This window comes from Embleya sp. L77, from assembly GCF_055557415.1.
In genome coordinates this window covers 3,898,920-3,923,226 of sequence record NZ_CM145709.1, presented here as the reverse complement: position 1 = coordinate 3,923,226, position 24,307 = coordinate 3,898,920, and the positions used below count along the sequence as shown (strand labels likewise).

Below are 24,307 nucleotides of genomic sequence, written 5' to 3'. Positions count from 1 at the left end.
GGTTCGGCGGGCGCGGTCGTTCATGCGGTCAGCCCAGGATCGGAAGCATGATCTTCTCGACCTCTTCGTCGTGCCGGCGGGCAACCGCCTGGCGCTCCGCACTGACCTCGCCGTACGTGGTGGTGCGTTGCCGGGCGCGCCGGCCGAGCGAGGCGGCCATCGCCTCCAGTTCGGCGATCGACTTCTTGGAGCCGTTGTCGGCGCCCGCCATCCGGGAGATGGTCTCCTCCATGAGCGTGCCGCCCATGTCGTTCGCGCCGCCCTGGAGCATCAGGTTGGTGCCCTCGACGCCGAGTTTGACCCAGCTGGTCTGGATGTTGTCGATCTTGCCGTGCAGCAGGATCCGGGCCATCGCGTGCACGGCCCGGTTGTCCCGCAGGGTCGGGCCCGGGCGGGCGATGCCGGCCAGGTAGACCGGCGCGTTGGTGTGCACGAACGGGAGCGTGACGAACTCGGTGAAGCCACCCGTCTCGTCCTGGATCCGGCCGAGCAGCCGCAGGTGGCCCAGCCAGTGCGAGGGCGTGTCCACGTGGCCGTACATCATCGTCGAGGAGCTGCGGATGCCCAGCTCGTGCGCGGTGGTGACCACCTCGACCCAGGTCGCGGCGGGCAGTTTGCCCTTGGTCAGGATCCAGCGCACGTCGTCGTCGAGGATCTCGGCGGCCGTCCCGGGGATGGTGTCCAGGCCCGCCTCCTTGGCGGCGATCAGCCAGTCGCGAATGGACATCCCGGTCCGGGTCGCGCCGTTGGCCACCTCCATCGGCGAGAACGCGTGCACATGCATGTCCGGCACGCGCTTCTTGACCTCGCGCGCGATGTCGAAGTACGCGCTGCCGGGCAGGTCCGGGTGGATGCCGCCCTGCATGCACACCTCGGTCGCGCCGACCGCCCAGGCCTGTTCGGCCCGCTCGCCCACCTGGTCCAGGGAGAGCGTGTACGCATCCGCGTCGGTGCGCCGCTGGGCGAACGCGCAGAAGCGGCAGCCGGTGTAGCAGACGTTGGTGAAGTTGATGTTGCGGTTGACGATGTAGGTGATCTCGTCGCCGTTCACCGTGCGGCGCAAGTCGTCGGCGATCCGGGCGAGTTCGTCCATCGCGACGCCGTCACAGTGGAACAGCGCGAGGGCTTGGTCGTCGGTCAGCCGGGTCGGGTCGGCAGCCGCCTGCCCGAGCGCCGCCTTGACCTCCGAGTCGAGTCGGACCACCGATCCCGTGGCGCTGTCGGCGACCTGCTCGCGCAACGACTCCCAGTCGCCGTACACGTTGTCGAAGTCGTCCCGGCGGTCGGTGGTGCGGCCGGTGGTGTCGATGCTCACGTGCAGGTCGGTGCGGCCGGTCGCGGCGGCGAAGATGTCCTCGGGCTCCTGCCAGGGCAGTCCTTCCGGGCACTTGCCCTCGATCGCGAGCCCGGTCTCCGGGTCGGACAGCGCACGCACGTGCGGCAACACCCGCGGGTCCACCCACGGCTCGCCGCGCTGGATCACCTCGGGGTAGACGTTGAGCCGCTCGCGCAGCGTGAAGCCCGCCTCGGCGGTCCGTTCGGCGAGGAACTCGATCTGCGGCCAGGCGAGTTCGGGGTTGACGTGATCGGGAGTGAGCGGCGAGACGCCGCCCCAGTCGTCGATGCCGGCCGCGATCATCAGCGCGTACTCCTCGCCGATCAGGTTCGGCGGGGCCTGCACCCGGATCTTCGGGCCGAGCACGATCCGCGAGACGGCGATCGCGGCGGCCAACTCGACCAGGTCGGCGTCCGGCGTCGAACGCATCGCGGTGTCCGGCTTGGCCCGGAAGTTCTGCAGGATGACTTCCTGGATCGAGCCGTACTGCCGGGCGACCTTGCGCATCGCGAAGATCGACTCGGCCCGCTCGGTCATGTTCTCGCCGATGCCGATCAACAGGCCCGTGGTGAACGGGACGTTCGAGCGCCCGGCGTCCTCCAACACCCGCAGCCGCACGGCCGGTTCCTTGTCCGGCGAGCCGTGGTGCGGGCCGCCGGGCTCGGACCACAGCCGGGTCGCGGTGGTCTCCAGCATCATCCCCATCGACGCGCTGACCGGCTTGAGCCGCTGGAAGTCGGTCCAGGAGAGCACGCCGGGGTTGAGGTGCGGCAGCAGACCGGTCTCCTCCAGGACCCGGATCGACATCGCCCGCACGTAGGCGAGCGTGTCGTCGTACCCGTGCGCGTCCAGCCACTCGCGCGCCTCGGGCCAGCGGTCCTCGGGCCGGTCACCGAGCGTGAACAGGGCTTCCTTGCAGCCGAGCGCGGCGCCGTCGCGGGCGATCTTCAGCACCTCGTCCGGGCTGAGGAACATCCCGTGGCCCTCGCGCCTGAGCTTGCCGGGGACGGTGACGAAGGTGCAGTAGTTGCAGCGGTCCCGACACAGTCTGGTCAGCGGGATGAACACTTTTCGGCTGTAGGTGATCACCCCGGCGCGACCGACCGCTTCCAACCCGGCATCGCGTACGCGCGCGGCCGACCGGCTCAGGTCCACCAGGTCCGCGTCGCGCGCGTGCAGGAGCACGGCCGCTTCCGAGACGTCGAGCATGACCCCGTCTCGGGCTCGTCGCAGCGCACGCCGCATCGAACTCTCGGTGGGACGTCCCTCGTTGGGGGTCGGGGTCATGCGACACCTCGCTGTCGTCGCTGTTGCTCGGGTTGGATCGGCGGGCCGACCGCACCTCGTACGCTCCGCCCAACCGACGAACGGGAGCCGACACGACGTCGCCCCCCGAACAGACCAAGGGTAGGCGCGCTCGATCGAGGCCATTGCGACTCGTGTCGCACGTCACGTGGGTCGTGAGGGCCGCGACGAAAACCGTCGTCGATCTCGACGCTGTGCCATTCGGGTGACCTCCGACCGACTCGGTCGTTGGAATGTTCGGACCAGACAAGGACCGTGCCGGTGGTCGTGGAGAGTGTCACAATCGGGGCAGGTCGGGGCGACACGAAGGCGGTGCTACGAATGGCGGCTCTCCCCGCGCAGTCGCACGTCCAGCCCTGGACTGTGGACGAATGGATCGCTCTCAACGAGGCATCACCGGACGGCAGCCGATACGAGCTCGTCGACGGGAGCGTGCTGATGAGCCCGCCGCCATCCATGCAGCACCAGTTCGCGGGTGACCAACTCCGGATGTTCCTGCACGCAGCGGCACCACCCGACTTCATCGCGGTCACCGCGTCCGGCATCCCGATGGGGAACCAGACCGGCCTGATCCCGGACGTGCTCGTCGTCGATCGTTCCGCTCTCGCCGGCGGGGTCAAGATGCCCGATCCATCGCAGGTCCACCTGGTCGTCGAAATCGTCTCGCCGTCGACAACCACGACCGACCGCACCCTCAAGCCCGCCAAGTACGCCGCTGCCGGCATCTTGCACTTCTGGCGCTTGGAGACGGCACGGTTTCGCGGACTCGGACTCGATCGACTGCCGGTGCTGTTCACCTACACGCTCGATGCCGAGGGCGAGTATCAACTGACCCGCCGCCTTGCGGCGGGCACCACCACTCGGATCGAGGAACCCTTCTCCGTCGAACTCGATCCCGCCGACCTCGTCGCGTAGACCGCCCTCGCACGATCCGCCTGCATCGGACATGGAGCGGCGGCGTACGGGAGGACCCCCGCACGCCGCCGAGTTTCCGGTGGGCGGTCAGACCGAGACGGTGACCGTGTCCTTGCCGGAGCGCAGCAGCGTGCCGTTGGCGGCGCCGGTGGTCTCGCCGTCGCGGACCGTCTCCACGCCGTTGACCCGGACGCTGACCACGCCGGTGGACTCGCTGGTCAGGCGGGGGCTGTCGCCGGGCAGGTCGTGCATCAGGCGGGCCGGGCCGGAGCCGACGGTGGCCGGGTCGAACAGCACCAGGTCGGCGTGGAAGCCCTCGGCGATCCGGCCGCGGTCCTTGAGGCCGAACAGTTCGGCCGGCTCGGTGGTGAGCATCTGCACCGCGCGCTCCAGCGAGACCAGCTTGCGGCCGCGCAGCATGTCGCCCAGGAAGCGGGTGGTGTAGGTGGCCCCGCACATCCGGTCCAGGTGCGCGCCGGCGTCCGATCCGCCCAGGATCACGTGCTCGTTGTCCCACACCTGCTGCCGCAGGTCCCACGACGCCTGGTCGTTGTCGGTGGGCATCGGCCACAACACCGTGCGCAGGTCGTCGTTGATGCAGATCTCCACGAGCGTCCGGAAGTCGTCCTGGCCGCGCTCCTTGGCGATGTCCGCGACCACCCGGCCGGACAGGCCCTCGTTCGCCGCGGAGTAGGTGTCGCCGATCACGTAGCGGCCGAAGTCGGCGAGCCGGCGGAAGACGCCCGCCTCGGGGCTGTCCGCGTTGCGCAGCATCTCCGCGCGCACCTCGGGATCGCGCAGCTTGGCGATCCGCTCGGGCACCGGCAGGGACAGGATCGGGCCCCAGCCCGGGATCAGGTTGAGCGCGCAGTAGGTCAGGAAGGACATGTTCATCGGGACCAGGACCGGCATGGTCAGGATGACAATCCGCCCGCCGGTCTCCTTGGCCTTCTCCGACGCGTAGATCTGGCGTGGCGCGCGGTCGGGCGCGGCGGCGTCGACGGTGAGCACGTTCCAGTTCATCGGCCGGCCTGCCGTGGTGGTCATCTTGACCAGCAGGTCGATTTCCTCGTCGGAGAACTTGTCCAGACAGCCGGCAACGATGACCTCCAGCTGGGTGCCCTCGTGCTTGCCGACCTCCTCGCACAGCGCCAGGATCTCGGCCGGCGTCGCGGCCCGCGACGGCACCGGGTTGCCGTCCCCGTCGGTGTGGTTGGACTGGCCGGTGGAGAAGCCGAGCGCGCCGGCCTCCATGGCCTTGCCCAGCTCGGCCACCATCGCCGCGACCTGTTCGGGCGTGGCCTCCTTGCCGACCGAGTCGGCGCCCATCACGTAGCGACGGATCGCGCAGTGTCCGGCCATGAAGCCGGCGTTCACCGCGATCCGGCCCTCCAGCTTGTCCAGGTACTGGGCGAAGGTCTCCCAGCTCCAGTCCACGCCGTTCTCCAGCGCGGGCAGCGCCATGCCCTCGACCTTGGCCATCATCCGTCGGGTGTAGTCGGCGTCCTCGGCCCGGAGCGGCGCGAGCGTGAAGCCGCAGTTGCCGCCGATGATCGTGGTCACGCCGTGGTTGACCGAGGGCGTGGCGTACGGGTCCCAGTGCAGCTGGGCGTCGTAGTGGGTGTGCGGGTCGACGAACCCGGGAGCCAGGATCAGGCCCTCGGCGTTCTCGGTGCTCGCGGCCTCTTCGGTTATGCCGCCGGCGGGGGTGACCGCGACGATCCGTCCGTCCTTGATGCCCACGTCACCCAGGAAGGACGGCGCGCCCGTCCCGTCGACGACGGTGGCTCCGGTGATGACGTGGTCCAGCATGGCGAAGCTCCTTCTGCCCTCGGTGTTGCCCGCGAACGCGGCCGACCGCACGCCTGCGCATGCCCGGCCCCGCCCACCCACGAAACTGATGGTACGTCAGATGCGCGGGCCCGCCAGGGGTCCGCGCGGGATGAGACGGGGCTCACCCGAGTCATGCCACAGCGGCATATCTCGACCGCGGATCGAAACTCAGAAAAGCTTCACGCCCGCCATCCAGCCACCGTCCACGACGATGTGGGTGCCCGTCATGTACGAACTGTCGGCACTCGTCAGGAACAGCGCCGCGGTGGCGATCTCGTCCGGCTCGCCGATCCGGGCCAGAGGTATGCCGCCGAACACCTCACTCACCGGGTCCGGCTCACCCGGGGCCGGGGTCGGTGTGGTCAGGCCGTCGATGTCACCCGGGTTGGTCATCGGCGTGCGGACGCCGCCCGGACAGATCGCGTTGACCCGGATCCCCGGTCCGGCCTCCAGCGCGGCCACCCGGGTCATCGCGAGCACCGCGCCCTTGGTGGACGCGTACGCCACCAGGCCCTCCATGCCGGCCAGGCCCGCGTAGGACGCGATGTTCACGATCGTGCCCGGGCCGCCCGCCGCGCGGATCGCGGGCAGTGCGGTCTTCATGCCCAGGAACGTGCCGAGCTGGTTGACCTCGACGATCCGCAGGTATGCCGCCCGGGACATCTCCTCGATCGGGTCGAAGGCCAGGATCCCGGCATTGTTGACCAGCCCGTCGAGCCTGCCGAAGGCGTCGACGGCGGTGCGCACCGCCTGCTGCCAGTCGTCCTCGTCCGACACGTCCAGGTGTACGTAGCGGGCCGCGTCGCCGATCTCCTTCGCCGCCGCCTCGCCCGCCTCGTCGAGGATGTCGGCGAGTACGACCCTCGCCCCCTCGGCCGCGAACAGGCGGGCCTCCACGACCCCCTGGCCACGTGCCGCGCCGGTGATCAGGACCACCCTGCCGTCCAGCTTGCCCATGCGAACTTCCCTTCCGAGAACGGAGACTGATGGAGCATCAGAGCATCGTGCGGGGTGTGCGCGTTGCGCGCATGGCGCGCATCGTGCGCGTGGTGCGCGTGGTGCGCGTGGTGCCGTGGTGCGCCGCGTGGTGCTGCGGTCCCTGGTGCGCCGCGTGGTGCCGTGGTGCGCGTGGTGCGTTGGGCGGGAGGGGTACGAGGCGAGAGGAGTACGAGGAGGCGGCTCCGAGTGCCCGGAACGCCGCGATCAGGACAGGTTCGGCGCGACCTCGGCGGCGAACAGCGCGATCTGGTCGAGCAGTTCGGCCAGGTCGCGGCTACGGAAGCGGACCTGGATCTGGTTCGCGCCCTGCTCTCCGTACCAGCGCAGCGACTCGGCGAGCTTGTCCGGGCTGCCGGTGAGGGTGTTCGCGCCGACGTCCCAACCGGCCTCGCCGACGTAGAGGATCTCGGTGATCGCACCGATGTCCAGGCGTTCGTCGGCGCGGCCGACCTGCTCCTGGTAGCGCTTCAGTTCGGCCAGCTGATCGGGGTAGGTCGCCCGCGGGCTGCCCTGCGGCAACCAGCCGTCGCCGTACTTTGCCACCCGCTTCAGCGCCGCGCCCGCCGAGCCGCCGATCCAGATCGGCGGACGGGGGGTCTGCACCGGACGCGGCCGCGCGCCCATGTCGCCGACCTGCCAGCGCTCGCCGGCGAAGGTCACGTACTCGTCCCGCAGCGCGAGATCGAGCAGTTCCAATGCCTCGTTGAGCGCCTTGCCCCGGGTCTTGAAGTCCACCCCGAGCATCTCGAACTCGGCCTCGACGTGTCCCGCACCCGCACCGACGATCGCCCGGCCCTTGGAGATCCGGTCCAGCGTCGCGAACGCCTTGGCCGACATCATCGGGTGCCGGTAGGCGAGCACCGACACGTGACTGATCAGCCGGATCCGCTCGGTGACGGCCGCGAGCCAGCCGAGCGTGGTCATCGTGTCCCACCACTCGGTACCCATCGCGCCGGCGTGGCTGCGCGGGATCGCGGTGTGGTCGCAGACCGCGATGTACGCGAAGCCGGCCCGGTCGCAGGCCTGCGCGATCGCCGCCAGCTCGTCCGGTCCCGAGGTCTCCTCCCATGCCTCCGCGTACAGCTTGCTCTGCGACTGGATGGGCAGCTGCATGCCGACGTGCAGGGTGCCCGGGGGCAGGATCGCGGCCATGGAAGTGCCTCCGAGGGATCAAGGGAGATCGTTGGACTGTGGCGAACGCGTGTCACATACTCCGATCTAACGGGTCGTCAGACAAGGCCGAAGCACCGCTCCTGGAGGAACCGGACCGTGATCAACACCACCGACCCAAGCATCGACGAGGCCGAGGTGCGGATGCGGCTGGAGGTCGAGGAGGCCACCGGCATCGCGGTGCTGACGCTGTGTCGACCGGACAAGCTGAACGCGTGGAGCTGGGAGGCCACCCGGCAGTTGGGGATCATGGCCGACCGGATCCGGTTCGACGAGCGGGTCCGGGTGGTGCTGCTGCGGGCCGAGGGGCGGGCGTTCTGCGCGGGCATCGACGTCACCGCACCCGGCGGCGCGATCACCGGCCGCTCCGGCGCCGAGCGCACCCGCAACTACTACGAGGGCCTGCGCTGGGTGCACGAGCGCTTTCGCACCTTCGCCCGGCTGCCGCAGCCCGTGGTCGCCGCCGTCCAGGGCTACTGCCTGGGGTTCGGCTTCGAACTCGCGCTGATGGCGGACATCCGGATCGCGGCCGACGATGCCAGGTTCGCGCTGCCCGAGGCGCAGATCGGCGTCGCGGTGGACGCGGGCGGCGACATCCGGATCGCCCGGGAGGCGGGCGCGGGCTGGGCCAAGCTGCTGTCCCTGACCGGCCGCCGGATCGACGCGGCCCTGGCCGAGCGCCTGAACCTGGTCCAGGAGGTGGTGCCCGTGGCCGACCTGGACCGCACCGCCCGCACCCTGGCCGAGGAAATCGCCGCCAACGCCCCCCTGGCCGTCCAGGGCATCAAACGCAGCATCGACACCTTCGCCGACGCCAACCTCGACACGGCCCTGGGCCTGACCGCAATGTCCGCAGCCCTGACCCTGGTCTCCGAAGACTCGGCAACAGGCTACGCAGCCAAAGCAGCCCGCAAATCAGCAAAATTCGAGGGCAAGTAACCCCCGCCCGACCCCGACAACCTCAAACGCCGGCCAGAACCCACACCTCGACCGGCGCTTGAGGCCACTCAGCGGGGCTGGCGCATGAGGCCAAGCAGCCCCGCCGGCGCATGAGGCGAACCCAGCCGGGCCGGCGCTTGAGGCCAAGTAGCCCGGCCGGCGTTTGAGGCCACTCAGCCCCGCCGGCGCTTGAGGCGAACCAGCCCGGCCGGCGCTTGAGGCCAAGTAGCCCGGCCGGCGCATGAGGCCACTCAGCGCCGCCGGCGCTTGAGGCGGACCAGCCCGCCCCGGGTCACCGCCGCGCCGCTTCCTCCGCAGCCCGCGCCCGGAGCTCGAACTTGAGCACCTTCCCGCCCGGGTTCCGCGGCAACTCGGTGACGAACTCGACCGCCCGCGGCACCTTGTAGTTCGCCATCTCCTGCCGGCAGAACGCGATGACCTCCTCGGCCGTCACCTCCGCCCCGGGCCGCAGCAGCAGGTACGCCTTGCCCACCTCGCCCATCCGCGCGTCCGGAACACCGACCACCGCGGCCTCCGAGATCGCCGGGTGCCCCGCCAACACGGACTCGATCTCCGCCGGGTAGGCGTTGAAGCCGCCGACGATGAACATGTCCTTGATCCGGTCGGTGATCCGCAGGTTGCCCTGCTCGTCCAGCACACCCACGTCGCCCGTGTGCAGCCAGCCGTCGGCGTCGATCGACCCGGCGGTCTCCTCCGGGTCCTCGAAGTAGCCCTTCATCACGTTGTAACCACGCACCCACACCTCGCCGGACTCGCCGACCGGGGTCGGCTTGCCGTCCGCGTCCACGGTGACCACCTCCACGCCGGGAATGGCCCGCCCCGAGGTGGACGAGATGACCTCGGCCGAGTCGCCCTGCCGGCACATGGTGGCCGTACCGCACGACTCGGTCAGCCCGTACGCGGTGAGCACCGAGTCGAAGCCCAGTTCCTCCGCCATCCGGGTCACCAGGGACAACGGCACCGCCGCCGCGCCGGTGACCGCGAGCCGCAGCGAGGACAGGTCGTACTTGCCCGCCCCCTCGCGCGCCACCGCGTCCAGGAGCGAGGTGTAGATCGTCGGCGCGCCCGGCAGCACGGTGACCCGCTCCTGCTGGATCACCGCCATCGTGGCGTCCAGGTCGAAGACCGCCTGCGGAATCATCGTGGCGCCCTTGATCAGGCTCGCGACGATCCCCGCCTTGTACCCGAAGGTGTGGAAGAACGGGCTGACGATCAGATACCTGTCGCCCTCGACGAGGCCGACCAGCGATGCCCACGTGTCGAACACGCGCAACGTCTGCGCCTGGGTGGTCATCACGCCCTTGGGCCGGCCGGTGGTGCCGGAGGTGAAGATGACGTCGCCGATGTCGTCCGCGCTGACGCTCGCCTTGCGGGCGTCCACCTCGGCGGCGGTGATCCGGTCGCCGGCGGCCAGGAAGTCCGACCACGCGACGCAGTCGTCCGGCGCGGTGTCGGCCAGCACGACCACCCGTTCCAACTCGGGCAGGTCCGCGAACGCCCGGCCCTCCGCCGCCCCGCCGGCCGCCTGGCGGAGCATGCCGACGTAGGACGAGCCGAGGAACGTGCCCGAGACGAACAGCAGCTTGGCGTGTGTCTTGGCCAGCACGTACTTGGCCTCCGCGCCCTTGTACCGGGTGTTCATCGGCACCACGACCGCGCCCGCGGTCAACGCGCCGAGCGCGGACACGATCCAGTCCAGCGAGTTCGGCGCCCAGATGCCGACCCGGTCGCCCTTGTGCACGCCCGCCGCGATGGCGGCGCCGGCGGCACGCCGGACACGGTCCCGCAGTTCGGCGTAGCCGACCCGTACATTGCCGTCCACCACGGCCTCACGGTCACCGAAGCGGTCCGCCGCGCTGTCGACGAGGGCAGGGATGCTCCCCCACTCAAGGTCCCCTTGCATGATCGCTCCCGGAGAGGCCAGAGGTTGATAGAACCTGACGGTACGTCAGATCATGGTGGCGTGGGAAGCGGCATCACGGCGATCGAGACGCAGACCACCGAGACGTGGTGGTCACCGAAGATTGAGGGCTGAGGCATGCGCAAGTTCGAGACGCTGGGCTACGAGCAGGAGAACGGCGTCGCGTGGGTGACGCTGAACCGCCCGAACCGGCACAACGCGTTCGACATCACCATGATCGACGAGCTGCACTCGCTGTGGCGTGAGCTGCGGCACGACGACGACGTGCGGTGCGTGGTGCTCACCGGCGCGGGCGACAAGGCGTTCTGTACCGGCATCGACCGGGGTGTGGACATCCCCCAGCCGTCGTCGCCGTACATGATGGACGACCCGATGCTCAAGGTGGGACCGAAGTTCTCCGACCTGTGGAAGCCGGTCATCGTCGCGGTGAACGGCATGGCCTGCGGCGGCGCGTTCTACCTGCTCGGCGAATGCGAGTTCGTGATCGCGGCGGAGGAGGCGACCTTCTTCGACCCGCACACCACGTACGGCATGGTGTCCGGCTTCGAGTCGATGCACCTCGCGCAGCGCATGCCGCTCGGCGAGGTCATGCGGCTCACCCTGCTGGGCAACGCCGAGCGGATGAGCGCCAAGCGCGCCTACGAGACGGGACTGGTGTCCCAGGTGGTGCCGGCGGCCGAGTTGCTCGACACCGCCCGGTGGGCCGCCGAAACCATCGCCTCGTACCCGCCGCACGGCGTCCAGGGGTCCGTGCGCTCGATCTGGGCGGCCCGTGACCTCACCCGCGCCCAGGCCCTGAGCATGGCCCCTCACATGATCGAACTGGGCAACCTCGACTGGTCCGAGCAGGCGAGCCTGTTCCAGGGCCGCGGCAAGGACTTCCGGGTGCGCTGACACGCGCCGAGGGCCCCGACCCACCGAGGTGGGTCGGGGCTCGGTCGGACGACGGCCGCCTCTTGCGTCGCCCGGGCTTCGGGTGTCAGTACGAGGGCGTGGTGGGCGCCGGTGCGGCGCCGAGCAGGTCGGTGGCGATCCGGTCGCGGTGTTCACCCGGGTCGCCCCACGCGGCGCCCAGTGCCCAGGCGCGCTTCATGAACAGTTGCAGGTCGTGCTCCTCGGTGTAGCCGATCGCGCCGTGCACTTGGAGGCAGTTGCGGGCGGCCAGGTCGGCCGCCTCGCCCGCGTAGATCTTCGCCATCGACACGTCGCGGTCCGCCGAGGGCAGGTCGCGGGCGAGCGAGTAGGCCGCACGCAGCACCACCGGGCGGGCGAACTCCAGCTTGATCAGCACGTTGGCCAGGTGGTGCTGGACCGACTGGTGGGTGCCGATCCGCACGCCGCGCTGGACCCGCTGCTTGGCGTAGTCCACCGTCATGTCGAGCATCCGCCGGGTCAGGCCCAGAAGCTGTGCCGCCGCGCCGAGCGCGCCGCGGTTCGCCGCCCGGGCCAGCGCCCGCTGTGCGCCGGAGGCCACCAGGGTCTCCGGGGTCGGTTGGAAGCCGACCGTGTAGAGCTTGCGACTGCGGTCGACGGAACGTCGTGCGGTGAGTTCGCAGTCGCCCGGGTCGGTCACGTGCAGGTCGCCGTTGGCCAGCCCGATCACCAGCACGTCGGCGGCGGCGGCCTCGACGGCGAGTCGCCGACCGGGCAGCAGTACCGAGGCGGTGGCCCGACCGGCCGCGATCTCGGCAAGCCATCCGGCGTCGGCGGCGAACTCGGCGAGCAGGCCGGCCGCGACCGCCGATTCGAGCAGCGGTTCGGGCAGCGCGGCGTAGCCGGCCTCCACCAGCACGGCGGCCAGTTCCTCGTCGCCCATGCCCAGGCCGTCGTGCTCCTCGGGGACCACGATGCCGGTCACGCCGACCTTGGCGAGTTCGGCCCAGCGTGCGGAGATCGCGCTGTCGGCGGCCCAGGCGGCGCGTACGTCCGTGCCGGTGCACCGGTCGGCGAGGAAGTCGCGGACGGTGTCGCGGAACAGTTCCTGGTCTTCGGTGTATGCGAGGCGCATCGTCGGAATCCTTCTACTTCGCTCGGGGCAGGCCGAGGATGCGTTCGGCGATCGTGTTCCGCTGGATCTCGTTGGTACCGGCGTAGATCGGCCCGCCGAGCGCGAACAGGAACCCGTCCAGCCAGCCGCCGTCGCCGTCGTCCAGCTCGCCCGCCTCGCCGAGCAGGCGCAGCGCGGTCGCTTGCAGCTCGACGTCCATCTCGGACCAGAAGACCTTGTTGATCGAGGAGTCCGCGCCGATCGCACCGCCCGCCTGGAGCTTGGTGACGGTGCCGAAGGTGAACAGCCGGTACGCCTCGGCGTCCATCCACGCGCGCACCACCGCGTCCCGCTCGGCCGGGCGCGGGTCCTGCTTGTACAGCTCGATCAGCCTGTTCGCGGGTGCCACGAAGCGGCCGGGGCTGCGCAGGTTGAGCCCGCGCTCGCTGCCGGTGGTGGCGATCATGATCTTCCAGCCCTCGTTCACCCCGCCGAGCACGTCGGCGTCCGGTACGAAGACGTCGTCCAGGAAAACCTCGGCAAAGCCCGGCTCGCCGTCCAGCTGCGGGATCGGCCGTACGGTCACGCCTGGGGCGGCGAGGTCGACCATGAAATAGGTCAGCCCGCGGTGCCGCTGTGCCTCAGGGTCGGTGCGGAACAGGCCGAACAGGCGGTGTCCGTACGTGCCGCGCGAGCTCCAGATCTTCTGCCCGTTCAGCAGCCACCCGCCGCGCTCGTCGTCGCGGTCGGCCCGCGAGCGCACGTTGGCCAGGTCGGAGCCGGCCTCCGGCTCGGACCAGCCCTGGACCCAGATCTCCTCGCCGGAGGCCATTTTCGGCAGGTAGCGGTCCTGCTGCTCCTTGCTGCCGAATTCGAAGACGGTCGGCGCGAACAGGAAGATGCCGTTCTGGCTGACCCGGCCCGGGGCGCCCGCGCGGTAGTACTCCTCCTCGAAGATCAGCCATTCGGTGAGGCCGGCCTCGCGCCCGCCATACTCCCGCGGCCAGGACACCACCGCCCAGCGCGCGTCGAAGAGCTTGCGCTCCCACGCCTGGTGGGCCAGGAAGCCCTCCCGCGTGTCCATCGACGGCAGTGGCTCGGCGGGCACGTTGGCGGCCAGCCAAGCGCGCACCTCCCGGCGGAACTCCTGCTCCTGCTCGGTGAATTCGAGATCCACTGGGCGACTCCCTCGACGGGTGTGAGACCGAGGACACACAGGTCGAAACCCGGTCGGACACGGGTAGCATAACTGACGGGTCGTCAGGTTAACCGTTCCGTGCGGTGTGGCGACACCGTGGACGGCGTGCGATCGGACACGCGGGCGAGCGAAATCGTCGGTCGAACGTCGCCGGTCGTACGTCATCGGTCGTACGTCACCGGTCGAGCAATCGTCGGTCGAACACTCGTGAGTCGAACACTCGAGGATCAAAGGGGGCCCCAGTGGCCGAGGCATACATCGTCGACGCGGTTCGCACACCGGTCGGCCGCAAGAAGGGCAGCCTGGCCGGGGTGCACCCGGCCGACCTGGGCGCCCACGCGATCAAGGCCCTGGTCGAGCGCAGCGGGATCGACCCGGACGTGGTCGAGGACGTGGTGTTCGGCTGCGTGGACACGATCGGCCCGCAGGCCGGCGACATCGCCCGCACCGCGTGGCTCGCCGCGGGCTACAGCGAGGCGGTGCCCGGGGTCACCATCGACCGGCAGTGCGGCTCCTCACAGCAGGCGATCCACTTCGCGGCGCAGGGCGTGATGTCCGGCACCCAGGACGTGGTCGTGGCCGGCGGCGTGCAGAACATGAACCAGATCCCGATCGGGTCGGCGATGACCTCGGCCGTGCCGCTCGGCTTCAGCGACCCGTTCTCCGGCTCCAAGGGCTGGGTGGCGCGCTACGGCGACGAGCCGGTCGACCAGTTCCACGGCGCCGAGCTGATCGCCAAGCGCTGGGACATCTCCCGCGAGGAGATGGAGCGCTTCGCGCTCGCGTCGCACGAGCGCGCCCTGCACGCGATCGACAACGGGTGGTTCGAGAAGGAGATCGCACCGATCGACGTGGACGGCACCGTGGTCTCGGTCGACGAGCCGCCGCGCCGGGGCACCACGTTGGAGAAAATGGCGGAGTTGAAGGTGCTGATGGAGGGCGGCCGGATGACCGCCGCCGTCGCATCGCAGATCTCCGACGGGGCGGCGGCGCTGCTGATCGTCTCCGAGCGTGCCCTGAAGCAGTACGGCCTCACCCCGCGCGCCCGGATCCACCACATGAGCGTGCGCGGCGCGTCCCCGATCGAGATGCTCTCCGCGCCGATCCCGGCGACGGAGTACGCCTTCGCCAAGTCCGGCCTGGGCATCGACGACATCGACGCGGTCGAGATCAACGAGGCGTTCGCGCCGGTGGTGCTGTCCTGGATGAAGGACATCAAGGCCCCGCACGAGAAGGTCAACCCCAACGGCGGCGCGATCGCCCTGGGCCACCCGCTCGGCGCCACCGGCGCCCGCCTGATGACCACGCTGCTCCACCACCTGGAGCGCACGGGAGGCCGCTACGGCCTCCAGACCATGTGCGAGGGCGGCGGCCAGGCCAACGCCATCATCATCGAACGCCTGGGCTGACCCGGCGTCGGATCTCGCGACACGACCCCGAAGGGCGCGGCCACCGGCTCCGGTGGTCGCGCCCTTCGGGCTCGCGGGTGGAAGTGGGTCCCGAGGGTCAGAGTTGGCGCTGGTAGATGTGCGGCTCGTAGTCGGTCGTGGGGTGCTGCGGGGCCGCGTGTTGCGGGGCGTGGATGCGGGGGATGCGGCTGGGCCACCAGTTGGCCCTGCCCAGGAGCGTCATCAGCGAGGGCAGGATCACGATGCGGACCACGATCGCGTCGATCAGGACCGCGGCGGCCAAGCCGATGCCCATCTGCTTCATGTCCAGCATGCTCAGCGTGCCGAAGACCACGAACACCGAGACCATCACGAGGGCCGCGCTGGTGATCACGCCGGCCGAGCCGGTGATGCCCTTCTCGACCGCGGCCTTGGTGGACATCCCCTGCATGGCCGCCTCGCGGATCCGGCTGACCACGAAGACGTGGTAGTCCATCGAGAGGCCGAACAGGACCACGAACAGGAACAGCGGCAGCCAGGAGATGATCGCGCCGCTGGAGTGGAAGTCCAGGATCCCCTCGGCCCAGGTGTGCTGGAAGACCACGACCAGGAAGCCGAAGGAGGCCAGCGCGGAGAGCAGGTTGATCGCGATCGCGGTGAGCGCGACGACCACCGAGCGGAAGGTCACCGACATCATCACGAAGGTCAGCAGCAGGACGAAGGCGATCACCAGGGGCAGCTTGTCCTGCACGTGGTCGGCGAAGTCCTTGTTCTCGGCCGTCTCACCGGAGACCGCGAACTCCGCGCCCGCCACCTTGCCGACGGTGTTCGGCAGCACGCTCTCGCGCAGTTGCTTCAGCGCCGCCTTGGCCTCGGTCGAGCTGGAGATGTGCGGCGTGATGACGTCGGCCTTGAACGCACGCCCATCCTTCGAGACCAGCACCTCGACCGGGTCCTGGGCGAACAGCGGGTTGTTCCGGGTCTGCGCGACGGCCTTGTCCAGAGCGGCACGGGTCTCCTTCTCCTTGCCGACCGGGGCCAGCGCGACCAGGTTGTACGGGCTGTGCTTGCTCGGGTAGGCGGCGGTCATCCGGTCGTAGGTCTGCATCGTGGCCATCGAGCGCGGGAAGTCGTCGCTGGAGGTGTTCTGCAGCTTCATTCCGAAGGCCGGCAGAGCCAGCGCGACCAGGGCGGCCACCGACACCGCGAGGGTGATCCCGGGGTGGTTCAACGCGGGGCGCAGCAGCGCCTTCCACACGCGCGGCTCGCGGTCCTCGCGGGCGGTCAGCCGCCACAGGAGCGGGATCCGCGGCCGGTCGATCCGGTTGCCCAGCTTGGCCAGCAGCGCCGGCAGCACGGTGAGCGAGCCGATCATGGCGACCGCGACCACGATGATGCCGCCGGTGGCCAGGCTGGAGAAGACCGCGTCGTCGGCGATGTACATACCGGCCATCGAGACGGCCACCGCGATCGCGGAGACCACCACGGCGTGCCCGGAGGTGGCGGCGGCGATCTCGATCGCGTCGATCCGGCCGCGGCCCTTGGCCCGCTCCTCCCGCTCGCGCTTGACGTAGAAGAGCGAGTAGTCGACGCCGACCGCCATGCCCATCATGGTGATCACGCTGGAGACGGTGCCCGAGTCCGGGAAGACGGCGGAGGCGAGTCCGTACAGACCGATCGAGGCACCGACGGCGGAGATGGCCAGCAGCACGGGCACGGCGGCGGCGATCATCGCGCCGAACGCGACCATCAGGATGATCAACGTGACCGGCAGGCTGAACAGTTCGGCCTGGCCCAGGTCCTTGCCGATCTGGTCCTGGATGCCCTTGCCGATCGATGCGTCACCGATCTCGTCGACCCGCAGGTCGGGGTGCGCCTTCTGGACGCTCGCCGTCGCCTTCAGCAACGGGTCGATGTGGTCCTGGGCCTTGTCGGCCGATCCCTTCATGGTGAGCGGGACCAGCAGCGCCCGGCCGTTCGTGGCCGGGATCGGCGCGGCGACGTCGGCCACCTCGGGCAGCGCCCGCAGCTTCGCGGTGACCTCGGCGGCGACCCGGTCCGCCGCGGCCCGGTCCAGCGTGCCGTTCTTCGCGGTGATCAGCACGTTCTCGCTCGCCGCGCCGTCGAGACCGTACTGCCTGGAGATCTCGTCGGCCCGGCCGGACTGGCCGTTGCCCATGTCCGCTGCGGTGGTCTTCTCGGTGCCCGCCATTCCCCCGACGACCAGGCAGATGGCGACGAAGGCGATCCACATGACGATCGCCCGCCACGGGTGGGTGGCACTCCATCGTGCGACGCGAACGGTCGCCGGCTGCTTGGCCATTGTCAGGTCCCCTCGTGTTCCGCTGTGTCCCGCTGACAGTTCGAGTCTGTCGGCGCGGCGGTCGCGGAACACTGCGTCGAACCCCCGATCCGGGGTGGGTCCAGACCCACCCCCCCGGGTGGGCGCGGACGCCGCGCAGCGGCAGCGCGGAAGCAGCGCGGACCCCATGCGAAGGCGGCCCAGCGGCAGTGCGGACGCAACGCCGGCACCGCCCGCAAGGGGCGATGCCGGCGTTCGCATGCGGTGCGGAGCGGTCAGACCCGGGCGGACTCCAGGTCGTGGAGGATCGCGCTCGCCTGCTCGGTGATCCGGGTGATCAGCTCGGCGCACGAGGGCAGGTCCTCGATCACGCCGACCACCTGGCCCGAGGCCATCACGCCCAGGTCCGGACGCCCGTCCACCATCGCGGCCTTGAGCAACATCGGGGTGTTCGCCGCCATCAGCACCTGCGGCCAGCTCAGTCCCTGTGACTTCTTCATCGCCAGGCCCTCGCGCACCATGTCGGTGAGCCTGGTACCGCTGAGCTTTTGGAACTTCACCGCGTTGGCGATCGAGCGCGGATAGCGGGCGAGCACCGAGCGCTGTTCGAGCCGCTTGACGAAATCGGTGGCCAGCACCCGGTGCGGGACGCCGTCGACCTCTTTGGACACGATCGTGCCGTTGACGTCGGCGGCCAGGTAGACGTCCTTGACCGCCTGACCCACCGGGCTGTCCGAGGTGAGCAGGAAGCGGGTGCCCATCGCGATCGCGTCCGCGCCGTACGCCAGCGCGGCGACCAGGCCGCGCCCGTCGAAGAAGCCGCCGGCCGCGATCACCGTGACGTCGCTGCCCCGCAGGACGTCGGTCACCTGCGGCAGCAGCAGCGTGGTCGGGATCGAGCCGGTGTGCCCGCCGCCCTCGCCGCCCTGCACGATGACACCGTCGACGCCCCACTCGGCGACCTTCTGCGCGTGCCGCTTGGCGCCGATCGAGGGCACCACCAGCATGCCCAGGTCGTGCGCGCGCTTGATCAGGTCCTTCTTCGGTGCCTGCGCGAACGAGGCGACCCTGATGCCCTCGCGGCCCATCAGGTCGATCCGCTCGGCCGCGTCCGGCGCGTCCGCGCGCAGGTTGACCGCGAACGCCTTGGTGGTGCTCTTCTTCACCGCCGCGATCGCCGCGACCAGTTCGTCGTAGGTCATCGTCGCCGAGGCCAGGATGCCCAGACCGCCGGCTTCGGCGGTGGCCGCGACCAGCCGGGGGTAGGACACGTAGCCCATCCCGGTCTGCACGATCGGGTACCGCACGCCGAACTTCTCGGTGAACCCGTTGCGCAGCGCCGGGTGCAGCCCGCCCGCGCTCACGCCGGCACCTCGCGCAACCGCATGCCGCGCGGGTCGAGCACGTCCCGCACGATCCGCAGTTCCTCGTCCGAGGGCACCCGCGACGTGGGTACCTCGGCCGGGATCACCAGCTCGAAGCCGGTCGCCTCGACGACCTCCTCGACGGTGACGCCCGGGTGCACCGAGCGCAGCCGCATGACCTTCGCCTCGGTCTCGAAGTCGAGCACGCACAGGTTGGTGACGACCCGTCGGACCTCGTGGAAGCGCCCGGCCGAGCCCACCGCGGCGGCCCGGTCGTAGCCGACGCAGGAGACCATGTCCACCTTCGGCGTGAGCACGCGCGCCGAGTGCTTGGGGATCCAGTAGCTGGTGGTGTGGTTGATCGTGTTGCCCGGACCGCCGCGCGAGCCGAGCACCTGGCGCTTGGGCCTGGCCCAGTCGCCGATCGCGGAGATGTTGGCGTTGCCGTGCGCGTCGATCTGCACCGGGCCCATCATCACGTGCCGCCGCCCCGAGGCGAGCACGTCCAGCACCTGGCGGTAGGGAATCCAGCCGACCACGGCGAACTCGTCGGGCTTGGCGCCCAGTCGGGCGTCGCCCTCGAAGAAGTACGACTCGCCGTTGGAGAGCATCAGGTCCGGCTCGAACGTCGCGCGGGCCAGCCGGGCGCCGATCGTGGGCACGGCGCCCATCGGGCTGCCGATGATCTCGCCGTCGCCGCGGAAGCAGTCCGCGACGGCGGCGACGCACACGTCGGCGCGGGTGGCCTCGGTCAGGGTCTCGGTGCTCACTTGGCCGTCTCCTTCTTGAACTCCTCGACGGCGGCCTGGTACGCCGCCTCGCTCTCGACCGCGAGGAAGCGCTGCTCGAACGCGGCCCACGCCTCGGGGTCGGCGGCGGCGGTGACGTACGCCTTCTGGAACGCCTCGTCCCGGCCGTACTCCGGCGGGCACTCGGTGAAGTGCGCGCCGTTCGGGGCCTCGACCACGCCGTGCGTCATGTAGCGGTGCACGGTCAGCGTGTGCACGCAGCCGGCCGCCTTGAGCAGTTCCTCGCTCGGCACGATGCGCTCGGCCGAGACGTACGCCTTCTCGGCCGCGAGGCAGAACAGGTCGTCCATGAACTGGTCCGGGCCGGTCAGTGCGGCGTTGCCGCGCTCGTCGGCGACGTTCGCGTGGATCAGCGCGACGTCCAGGTTCAGCGCCGGCATCGCGACCAACGTCTCGTCGCCGTACGGGGATTCGATCGTCTTCAGGTGCGGCGAGACCTTGAGGATGTCCGAGCCCAGACCCGCGCGGGTGGGCAGGAACGGCAGTCGCTGGGCGGCGGCGCGCAGGCCGGTGAGGAACATGCCCTCGTCGTACTCGACCGCCTCGACCAGGCCGTTCTCCCGCACGTACCGGAAGTTGGGCTCCAGCGGGATCGAGTCGAGCGAGACGAACGCGTAGACGAGCTTGCTCGCCTTGCCGGCCCGGGCCAGCAGCCCGACGTCGGGGCCGCCGTAGGACACGACGGTCAGATCCTTGAGGTCGGATCGCAGGATGGCCCGGACCAGGGCCATCGGCTTGCGCCGCGAACCCCACCCGCCGATGCCGACGGTCATCCCGTCGGAGAGCTGTGCGACGACCTGATCGGCCGTCATGCGCTTGTCAGCCATGGATGGTTGCTCCGTCTCTACTTCGAGGTGTCCGCTTCGCGACCCTCGGTACTGTGCCCGCCCGGGGGACAACCCCCGGACCCCCGGCAAGGGGCGGTGCCGCTCACTTGGAGGTGTCCGCTTCGCGTCCCTCAGTAAAGGCGTCGCGCAGTTCGTCCGAGACGCCGGTCAGGTTCAGTTCGAACGTGAAGCCCTGCTCGTAGCGGTACGAGCGCTTGACGTCGACCGGGTCGATGCCGTTCAGCGACGCCTTCGCGGCGCGGATGACGGTCGGGCTCTTCGCGGCGATGGCGCGAGCCACCTCGAACGCGGTCTCGACCAGCTTGTCCCGGTCCACCAGCTTGTAGATCGAGCCGTACGCGTGGAGTTCCGCCGCGGGGGCGTTCTCCGACGTGTAGACCATCTGTCGCATCCGGTGCTGCGGGACCAGTCGGGCCAGGTGGGTGGCCGCGCCGAGGGCGCCGCGGTCGACCTCGGGCAGGCCGAAGAACGCGTCGTGCGACGCGACGATGATGTCCGCGTTGCCGACCAGCCCGATCCCGCCGCCGACGCAGAAGCCGTGCACCGCCGCGATGACCGGCACCTCGCAGTCGTACACCGCGGCGAACGCGTCGAAGCAGCCCTTGTTGGCCGCGACCAGTGCGTCGAAGCCCTCGGTGTTCGACATTTCCTTGATGTCCACGCCGGCGTTGAAGCCGCGGCCCTCGGCCCGGAGCACCACGGCCCGGACCTGCGGGTCACGGCTCGCGTCGCGGAGTCGGTCCGCGAGCTCGAACCAGCCGGCGACGGTGAGCGCGTTGACGGGGGGTGCGTCCAGCACCACCTCGGCGATGCCCTCACGCACCTCGTAACGGATAGCCATGGCAACCAGATCCATTCGGCCGCGTGCGTCGGATCGGTCGGTGACGTCCCATGTACCGGCGGGTGCGGCCGACGCGGCCGTCCGGTCGTGAGAGGCACATCACCACCCGATCTGACTGATCGTCAGATTTCTGCCACCATAGTTGACCCCGAGCGACCCACGCCAGACGAAGCGAGCGTGGCGCCCACGACACCGCAGCCCGTCAGGAGCAGGCCATGACGTCCTCCCCCAACCCGCTCGACATGAGTGGACGCGTCGTTCTCGTCACCGGTGGCGGCAAGGGGATCGGACGGGGCATCAGCGAGCGCTTCCTGGCGGCCGGCGCCGACGTCGTGGTGTGTTCGCGCCGCGAGCCCGAGACGCTGCCCGCCGCAGGCGGGCGCACCGCGGTGTACACCCCCGCGGACGTGCGCGACCCCGACACCGCCTTCACCGCCGTGGAGTTCGTCGAGGAACGCTTCGGTCGACTGGACGTGCTGGTCAACAACGCGGGCGGCGCGCCGCAGACCGACGCGGCCACCGCGTCACCCCGGTTCTCCAAGGCGATCATCGAGCTGAACCTGCTCGGCCCGCTGTATTTCGCGCAGGCCGCCCACCGCTTGATGCACCGTCAGGAAACCGGTGGGGTGATCGTGAACATCTCCAGCGTGAGCGGCGTGCGTCCCTCGCCGGGCACCGCGGCCTATGGCGCGGCCAAGGCCGGGATGAACTCGCTCACGCGCTCGCTGGCCGTCGAGTGGGCACCGAAGATCCGACTCAACTCCGTGATCGTGGGCCTGGTCCGGACCGAACAGGCGCACCTGCACTACGGGGACGAGGCGGGCGTGCAGCGTGTGGCGGACACGATTCCGCTCGGCCGGCTCGCGGACCCCTCCGACGTCGCGGACGTGTGCCTGTTCCTCGCCTCGCCGATGTCACGGTACGTCAGCGGAGCGGAACTACTCATGCACGGCGGCGGGGAAATGCCCGCTTTCCTCCGTGCGGCGGACAGCGAGACCGATCATGCGCCCGTAAACTGACGGCATGACAGGACAAGTTCGCACCGTCGACGGCCGCGTCGCCGGGCGACGCGGACAGGCGACGCGGCAAAAGCTGCTCGACTGCCTCCGCGAGATGCTCGACACGTCTCCGTACCGGGACGTCAAGGTCATCGACGTCGCCCGTATGGCAGGCACCTCTCCCGCCACCTTCTACCAGTACTTTCAGGACGTCGAGAGTGCGATCCTCGAGATCGCGAACGACATGGCCAAGGACGGCCAGCGTCTGAAGACTCTCGCCGAGGACCAGAACTGGGCCGGCAAGGGCGGCTTCGCCGCCGCCGAGGCCCTGGCCGACGGCTTCCTCGAATTCTGGCGGGACTACGAGCCGATCCTGCGCGTCGTCGATCTGGCCTCGGCCGAGGGCGACAAGCGCTTCTACAAGGTGCGCCAGAAGATCCTGACGGCGGTCACCGGTTCGCTCACCGAGGCCATCGAGAACATGCAGGCCAAGGGCAAGGTCGGCGACGACGTGCAGCCGAACGCGATGGCGGGCACCCTCGTCGCGATGCTGGCGGCGGTGGCCGGGCACCAGAAGGGCTTCGAATCCTGGAACATCAAGATGAAGGACGTCCGCCCGGCGCTGTCCACGCTGGTCTTCATGGGCGTCACGGGGAAGAAGCCCCCGACGCGTTAGCCCTGTCGGCGAGTCGGAAGCGCCGAACCGGCGGCCCCGTGCCGTGCGCCGTCCTCGAACGCCGGACGAGTTGATGTCAGCCCGTCCGGCGTTCGAGGTCGAGCCTTGCTAGATCCCGGCCAGCTCCGCGATGCGCTCGCGCTGTGCGCCCCGGTCACCGAACAGGTGCGCGGACGTGATGGCCCGCTTCAGGTACAGGTGGCAGTCGTACTCCCAGGTGAAGCCGACTCCGCCGTGCAGTTGGATCATCTCCTCGGCGACATGCCGGTACGCGGCGGTCGCCGTCGTCATCGCCAGCGGTGCCATCACCGCCAGTTCGCCGGGCGTCGCGAGTCCCGCCGCCTCCGCCTCGGTGGCCGCCCACGCCGCGTAGTACAGCGCCGAACGGGCCGTCTCGACCTCGACGTACAGGTCCGCGCAGCGGTGCTTGATCGCCTGGAACGAGCCGATCGGCCGGCCGAACTGCACCCGCCCCCTGGTGTACTCCACGGTCGCCTCCAGGCAGCGCGCCGCCCCGCCGACCGCCTCCGCGGCCACCGCGATCTCGGCGAGCGCCAGGACCCGTTCCAGCGCCGCGTCCGCGCCGGGAGCGCCCAGCAGCCTGGCGGGGGTGTCCGCGAAGGTCAGCCGGGCCTGCTTGCGGGTCTGGTCCAGGGTCGGCAGCGCCGTGCGGGTCAGCCCGGCGGCGTCCTTGTCCACGGTGAACAGCGCGAGGTCGCCGCCCACCCGTCGCCCACCACCGCCCTTGTGCGGAGTCGCTTCGCTCCCGCCCTCGACTCGCGCCACCACCACGATCAGATCCGCGATCAGGCCGTCGATCACGTGCGTCTTGACGCCGTCCAGGCGCCACCCGTCGCCGTCGGCGCGCGCGGTCGTCTCCACCACGCGCACATCCCGGCGGCCCGGCTCGGCCAGCGCGAGCGCACCGAGCGTCTCACCCGCCGCGATGCCCGGCAGGTACTCGGCCCGCGCGCCCTCGTCGCCCGCGTGCACCAGCGCATACGCCGTCAGCACCGACGACGCCAGGAACGGTGAGGGGAAGAGCGACCGGCCCATCTCCTCTAGGGCCACGACCAACTCGGTGAAGCCGAAACCGACCCCGCCGTACTCCTCCGGAATCGCGAGACCGGGCAGCCCGGTCTGTTCGCACACGCGTCGCCACACCTTGGCGTCGTAGCCCGTCTCGGTGGCCATCACGGCCCGGACGGCGGGCGAGTCGCTGTGCTTGTCGAACACGTCCCGGAGTGCTCTGCGGATCTCCTGCTGCTCATCGCTGAACTCGACGTCCACGTACCGCAACTCCTTGGCACTCATGTCGTGCGGGTCGGGACGGTTGCCCGGCCCGAGTTCCGGTCGGCTCCATTGACGATCCGGCAGCCCGCGAGCACCAGTATCTGACACACCGTCATACCCTTGGAACATTGCTTTCGTCACACCTCCGAAACGTCGCGTTACCC

The 24,307-nt window shown here is 70.1% G+C and carries 19 protein-coding genes; 6 read left to right on the top strand and 13 right to left on the bottom strand.

Features of this window, described 5'->3' with window-relative positions; translation table 11 throughout:
• Positions 1-28: 28 nt before the first annotated feature.
• Positions 29-2,623: a bifunctional FO biosynthesis protein CofGH gene (locus ACZOOI_RS16795; protein ID WP_465276637.1), complete on the bottom strand. Its 2,595-nt coding sequence runs from the start codon at positions 2,621-2,623 to the stop codon at positions 29-31.
• Between the two features lie 339 nt (positions 2,624-2,962).
• Here ACZOOI_RS16795 and ACZOOI_RS16790 point away from each other — a divergent pair, with 339 nt between their 5' ends.
• Positions 2,963-3,556: a Uma2 family endonuclease gene (locus ACZOOI_RS16790; RefSeq protein WP_465276636.1), complete on the top strand. Its 594-nt coding sequence runs from the start codon at positions 2,963-2,965 to the stop codon at positions 3,554-3,556.
• Between the two features lie 87 nt (positions 3,557-3,643).
• Here the strand turns inward: ACZOOI_RS16790 and ACZOOI_RS16785 are convergent, their stop codons facing one another.
• The 3 genes from ACZOOI_RS16785 to ACZOOI_RS16775 all read right to left on the bottom strand — a co-directional run bounded on the left by ACZOOI_RS16785 (position 3,644) and on the right by ACZOOI_RS16775 (position 7,540).
• A complete protein-coding gene (locus ACZOOI_RS16785) occupies positions 3,644-5,419 on the bottom strand; it encodes an N-acyl-D-amino-acid deacylase family protein (protein WP_465281216.1) in 1,776 nt (591 codons plus the stop codon).
• 138 nt (positions 5,420-5,557) lie between these two features.
• Positions 5,558-6,346 (bottom strand): glucose 1-dehydrogenase, encoded by a 789-nt coding sequence (locus ACZOOI_RS16780; RefSeq protein ID WP_465276635.1) that lies wholly within the window; start codon positions 6,344-6,346, stop codon positions 5,558-5,560.
• Between the two features lie 246 nt (positions 6,347-6,592).
• Entirely contained in the window at positions 6,593-7,540 is a 948-nt protein-coding gene (locus tag ACZOOI_RS16775; protein ID WP_465276634.1) for a TIGR03619 family F420-dependent LLM class oxidoreductase, read from the bottom strand.
• Positions 7,541-7,657: 117 nt separating this feature from the next.
• Between ACZOOI_RS16775 and ACZOOI_RS16770 the strand changes: the two genes are divergently transcribed.
• Positions 7,658-8,497 carry an enoyl-CoA hydratase/isomerase family protein gene (locus tag ACZOOI_RS16770; protein ID WP_465276633.1) on the top strand — a complete coding sequence of 280 codons (840 nt, stop codon included), beginning with the start codon at positions 7,658-7,660 and terminating at the stop codon, positions 8,495-8,497.
• Positions 8,498-8,789: 292 nt separating this feature from the next.
• Here the strand turns inward: ACZOOI_RS16770 and ACZOOI_RS16765 are convergent, their stop codons facing one another.
• Entirely contained in the window at positions 8,790-10,421 is a 1,632-nt protein-coding gene (locus ACZOOI_RS16765) for a FadD3 family acyl-CoA ligase (RefSeq protein WP_465276632.1), read from the bottom strand.
• Positions 10,422-10,556: 135 nt separating this feature from the next.
• On the opposite strand from ACZOOI_RS16765, the gene ACZOOI_RS16760 reads away from it, so the two are divergent.
• Positions 10,557-11,333, top strand: a complete 777-nt coding sequence (locus tag ACZOOI_RS16760; protein ID WP_465276631.1) for an enoyl-CoA hydratase/isomerase family protein — start codon at positions 10,557-10,559, stop codon at positions 11,331-11,333.
• Positions 11,334-11,418: 85 nt separating this feature from the next.
• Here the strand turns inward: ACZOOI_RS16760 and ACZOOI_RS16755 are convergent, their stop codons facing one another.
• Positions 11,419-12,447, bottom strand: coding sequence for an acyl-CoA dehydrogenase family protein (locus ACZOOI_RS16755; RefSeq protein ID WP_465276630.1), 1,029 nt, complete (start codon positions 12,445-12,447; stop codon positions 11,419-11,421).
• Positions 12,448-12,460: 13 nt separating this feature from the next.
• Positions 12,461-13,603: an acyl-CoA dehydrogenase family protein gene (locus tag ACZOOI_RS16750; RefSeq protein WP_465276629.1), complete on the bottom strand. Its 1,143-nt coding sequence runs from the start codon at positions 13,601-13,603 to the stop codon at positions 12,461-12,463.
• Between the two features lie 263 nt (positions 13,604-13,866).
• Between ACZOOI_RS16750 and ACZOOI_RS16745 the strand changes: the two genes are divergently transcribed.
• Entirely contained in the window at positions 13,867-15,033 is a 1,167-nt protein-coding gene (locus ACZOOI_RS16745) for an acetyl-CoA C-acetyltransferase (protein WP_465276628.1), read from the top strand.
• A gap of 97 nt (positions 15,034-15,130) precedes the next feature.
• Here the strand turns inward: ACZOOI_RS16745 and ACZOOI_RS16740 are convergent, their stop codons facing one another.
• The 5 genes from ACZOOI_RS16740 to ACZOOI_RS16720 all read right to left on the bottom strand — a co-directional run bounded on the left by ACZOOI_RS16740 (position 15,131) and on the right by ACZOOI_RS16720 (position 21,176).
• Positions 15,131-17,335: an MMPL family transporter gene (locus tag ACZOOI_RS16740; protein ID WP_465276627.1), complete on the bottom strand. Its 2,205-nt coding sequence runs from the start codon at positions 17,333-17,335 to the stop codon at positions 15,131-15,133.
• Between the two features lie 254 nt (positions 17,336-17,589).
• The gene (locus ACZOOI_RS16735) at positions 17,590-18,678 is read right to left on the bottom strand and encodes an NAD(P)H-dependent flavin oxidoreductase (protein ID WP_465276626.1); all 1,089 of its coding nucleotides are present in this window, start codon (positions 18,676-18,678) and stop codon (positions 17,590-17,592) included.
• Complete coding sequence (locus tag ACZOOI_RS16730; RefSeq protein ID WP_465276625.1) at positions 18,675-19,448, bottom strand: CoA-transferase subunit beta; 774 nt, start codon at positions 19,446-19,448, stop codon at positions 18,675-18,677. Before ACZOOI_RS16730 ends, ACZOOI_RS16735 begins: the two co-directional genes overlap by 4 nt.
• On the bottom strand, positions 19,445-20,314 hold the full coding sequence (locus tag ACZOOI_RS16725) for a CoA transferase subunit A (RefSeq protein ID WP_465276624.1): 870 nt from the start codon (positions 20,312-20,314) through the stop codon (positions 19,445-19,447). Before ACZOOI_RS16725 ends, ACZOOI_RS16730 begins: the two co-directional genes overlap by 4 nt.
• Before the next feature lie 103 nt (positions 20,315-20,417).
• The gene (locus tag ACZOOI_RS16720) at positions 20,418-21,176 is read right to left on the bottom strand and encodes an enoyl-CoA hydratase family protein (RefSeq protein WP_355533169.1); all 759 of its coding nucleotides are present in this window, start codon (positions 21,174-21,176) and stop codon (positions 20,418-20,420) included.
• A gap of 215 nt (positions 21,177-21,391) precedes the next feature.
• Between ACZOOI_RS16720 and ACZOOI_RS16715 the strand changes: the two genes are divergently transcribed.
• Entirely contained in the window at positions 21,392-22,195 is an 804-nt protein-coding gene (locus tag ACZOOI_RS16715) for an SDR family oxidoreductase (protein WP_465276623.1), read from the top strand.
• Positions 22,196-22,199: 4 nt separating this feature from the next.
• A complete protein-coding gene (locus tag ACZOOI_RS16710; RefSeq protein WP_391586536.1) occupies positions 22,200-22,850 on the top strand; it encodes a TetR/AcrR family transcriptional regulator in 651 nt (216 codons plus the stop codon).
• A 108-nt stretch (positions 22,851-22,958) separates the two neighbouring features.
• Here the strand turns inward: ACZOOI_RS16710 and ACZOOI_RS16705 are convergent, their stop codons facing one another.
• On the bottom strand, positions 22,959-24,164 hold the full coding sequence (locus ACZOOI_RS16705) for an acyl-CoA dehydrogenase family protein (RefSeq protein WP_465276622.1): 1,206 nt from the start codon (positions 24,162-24,164) through the stop codon (positions 22,959-22,961).
• Between the last annotated feature and the right edge of the window lie 143 nt (positions 24,165-24,307).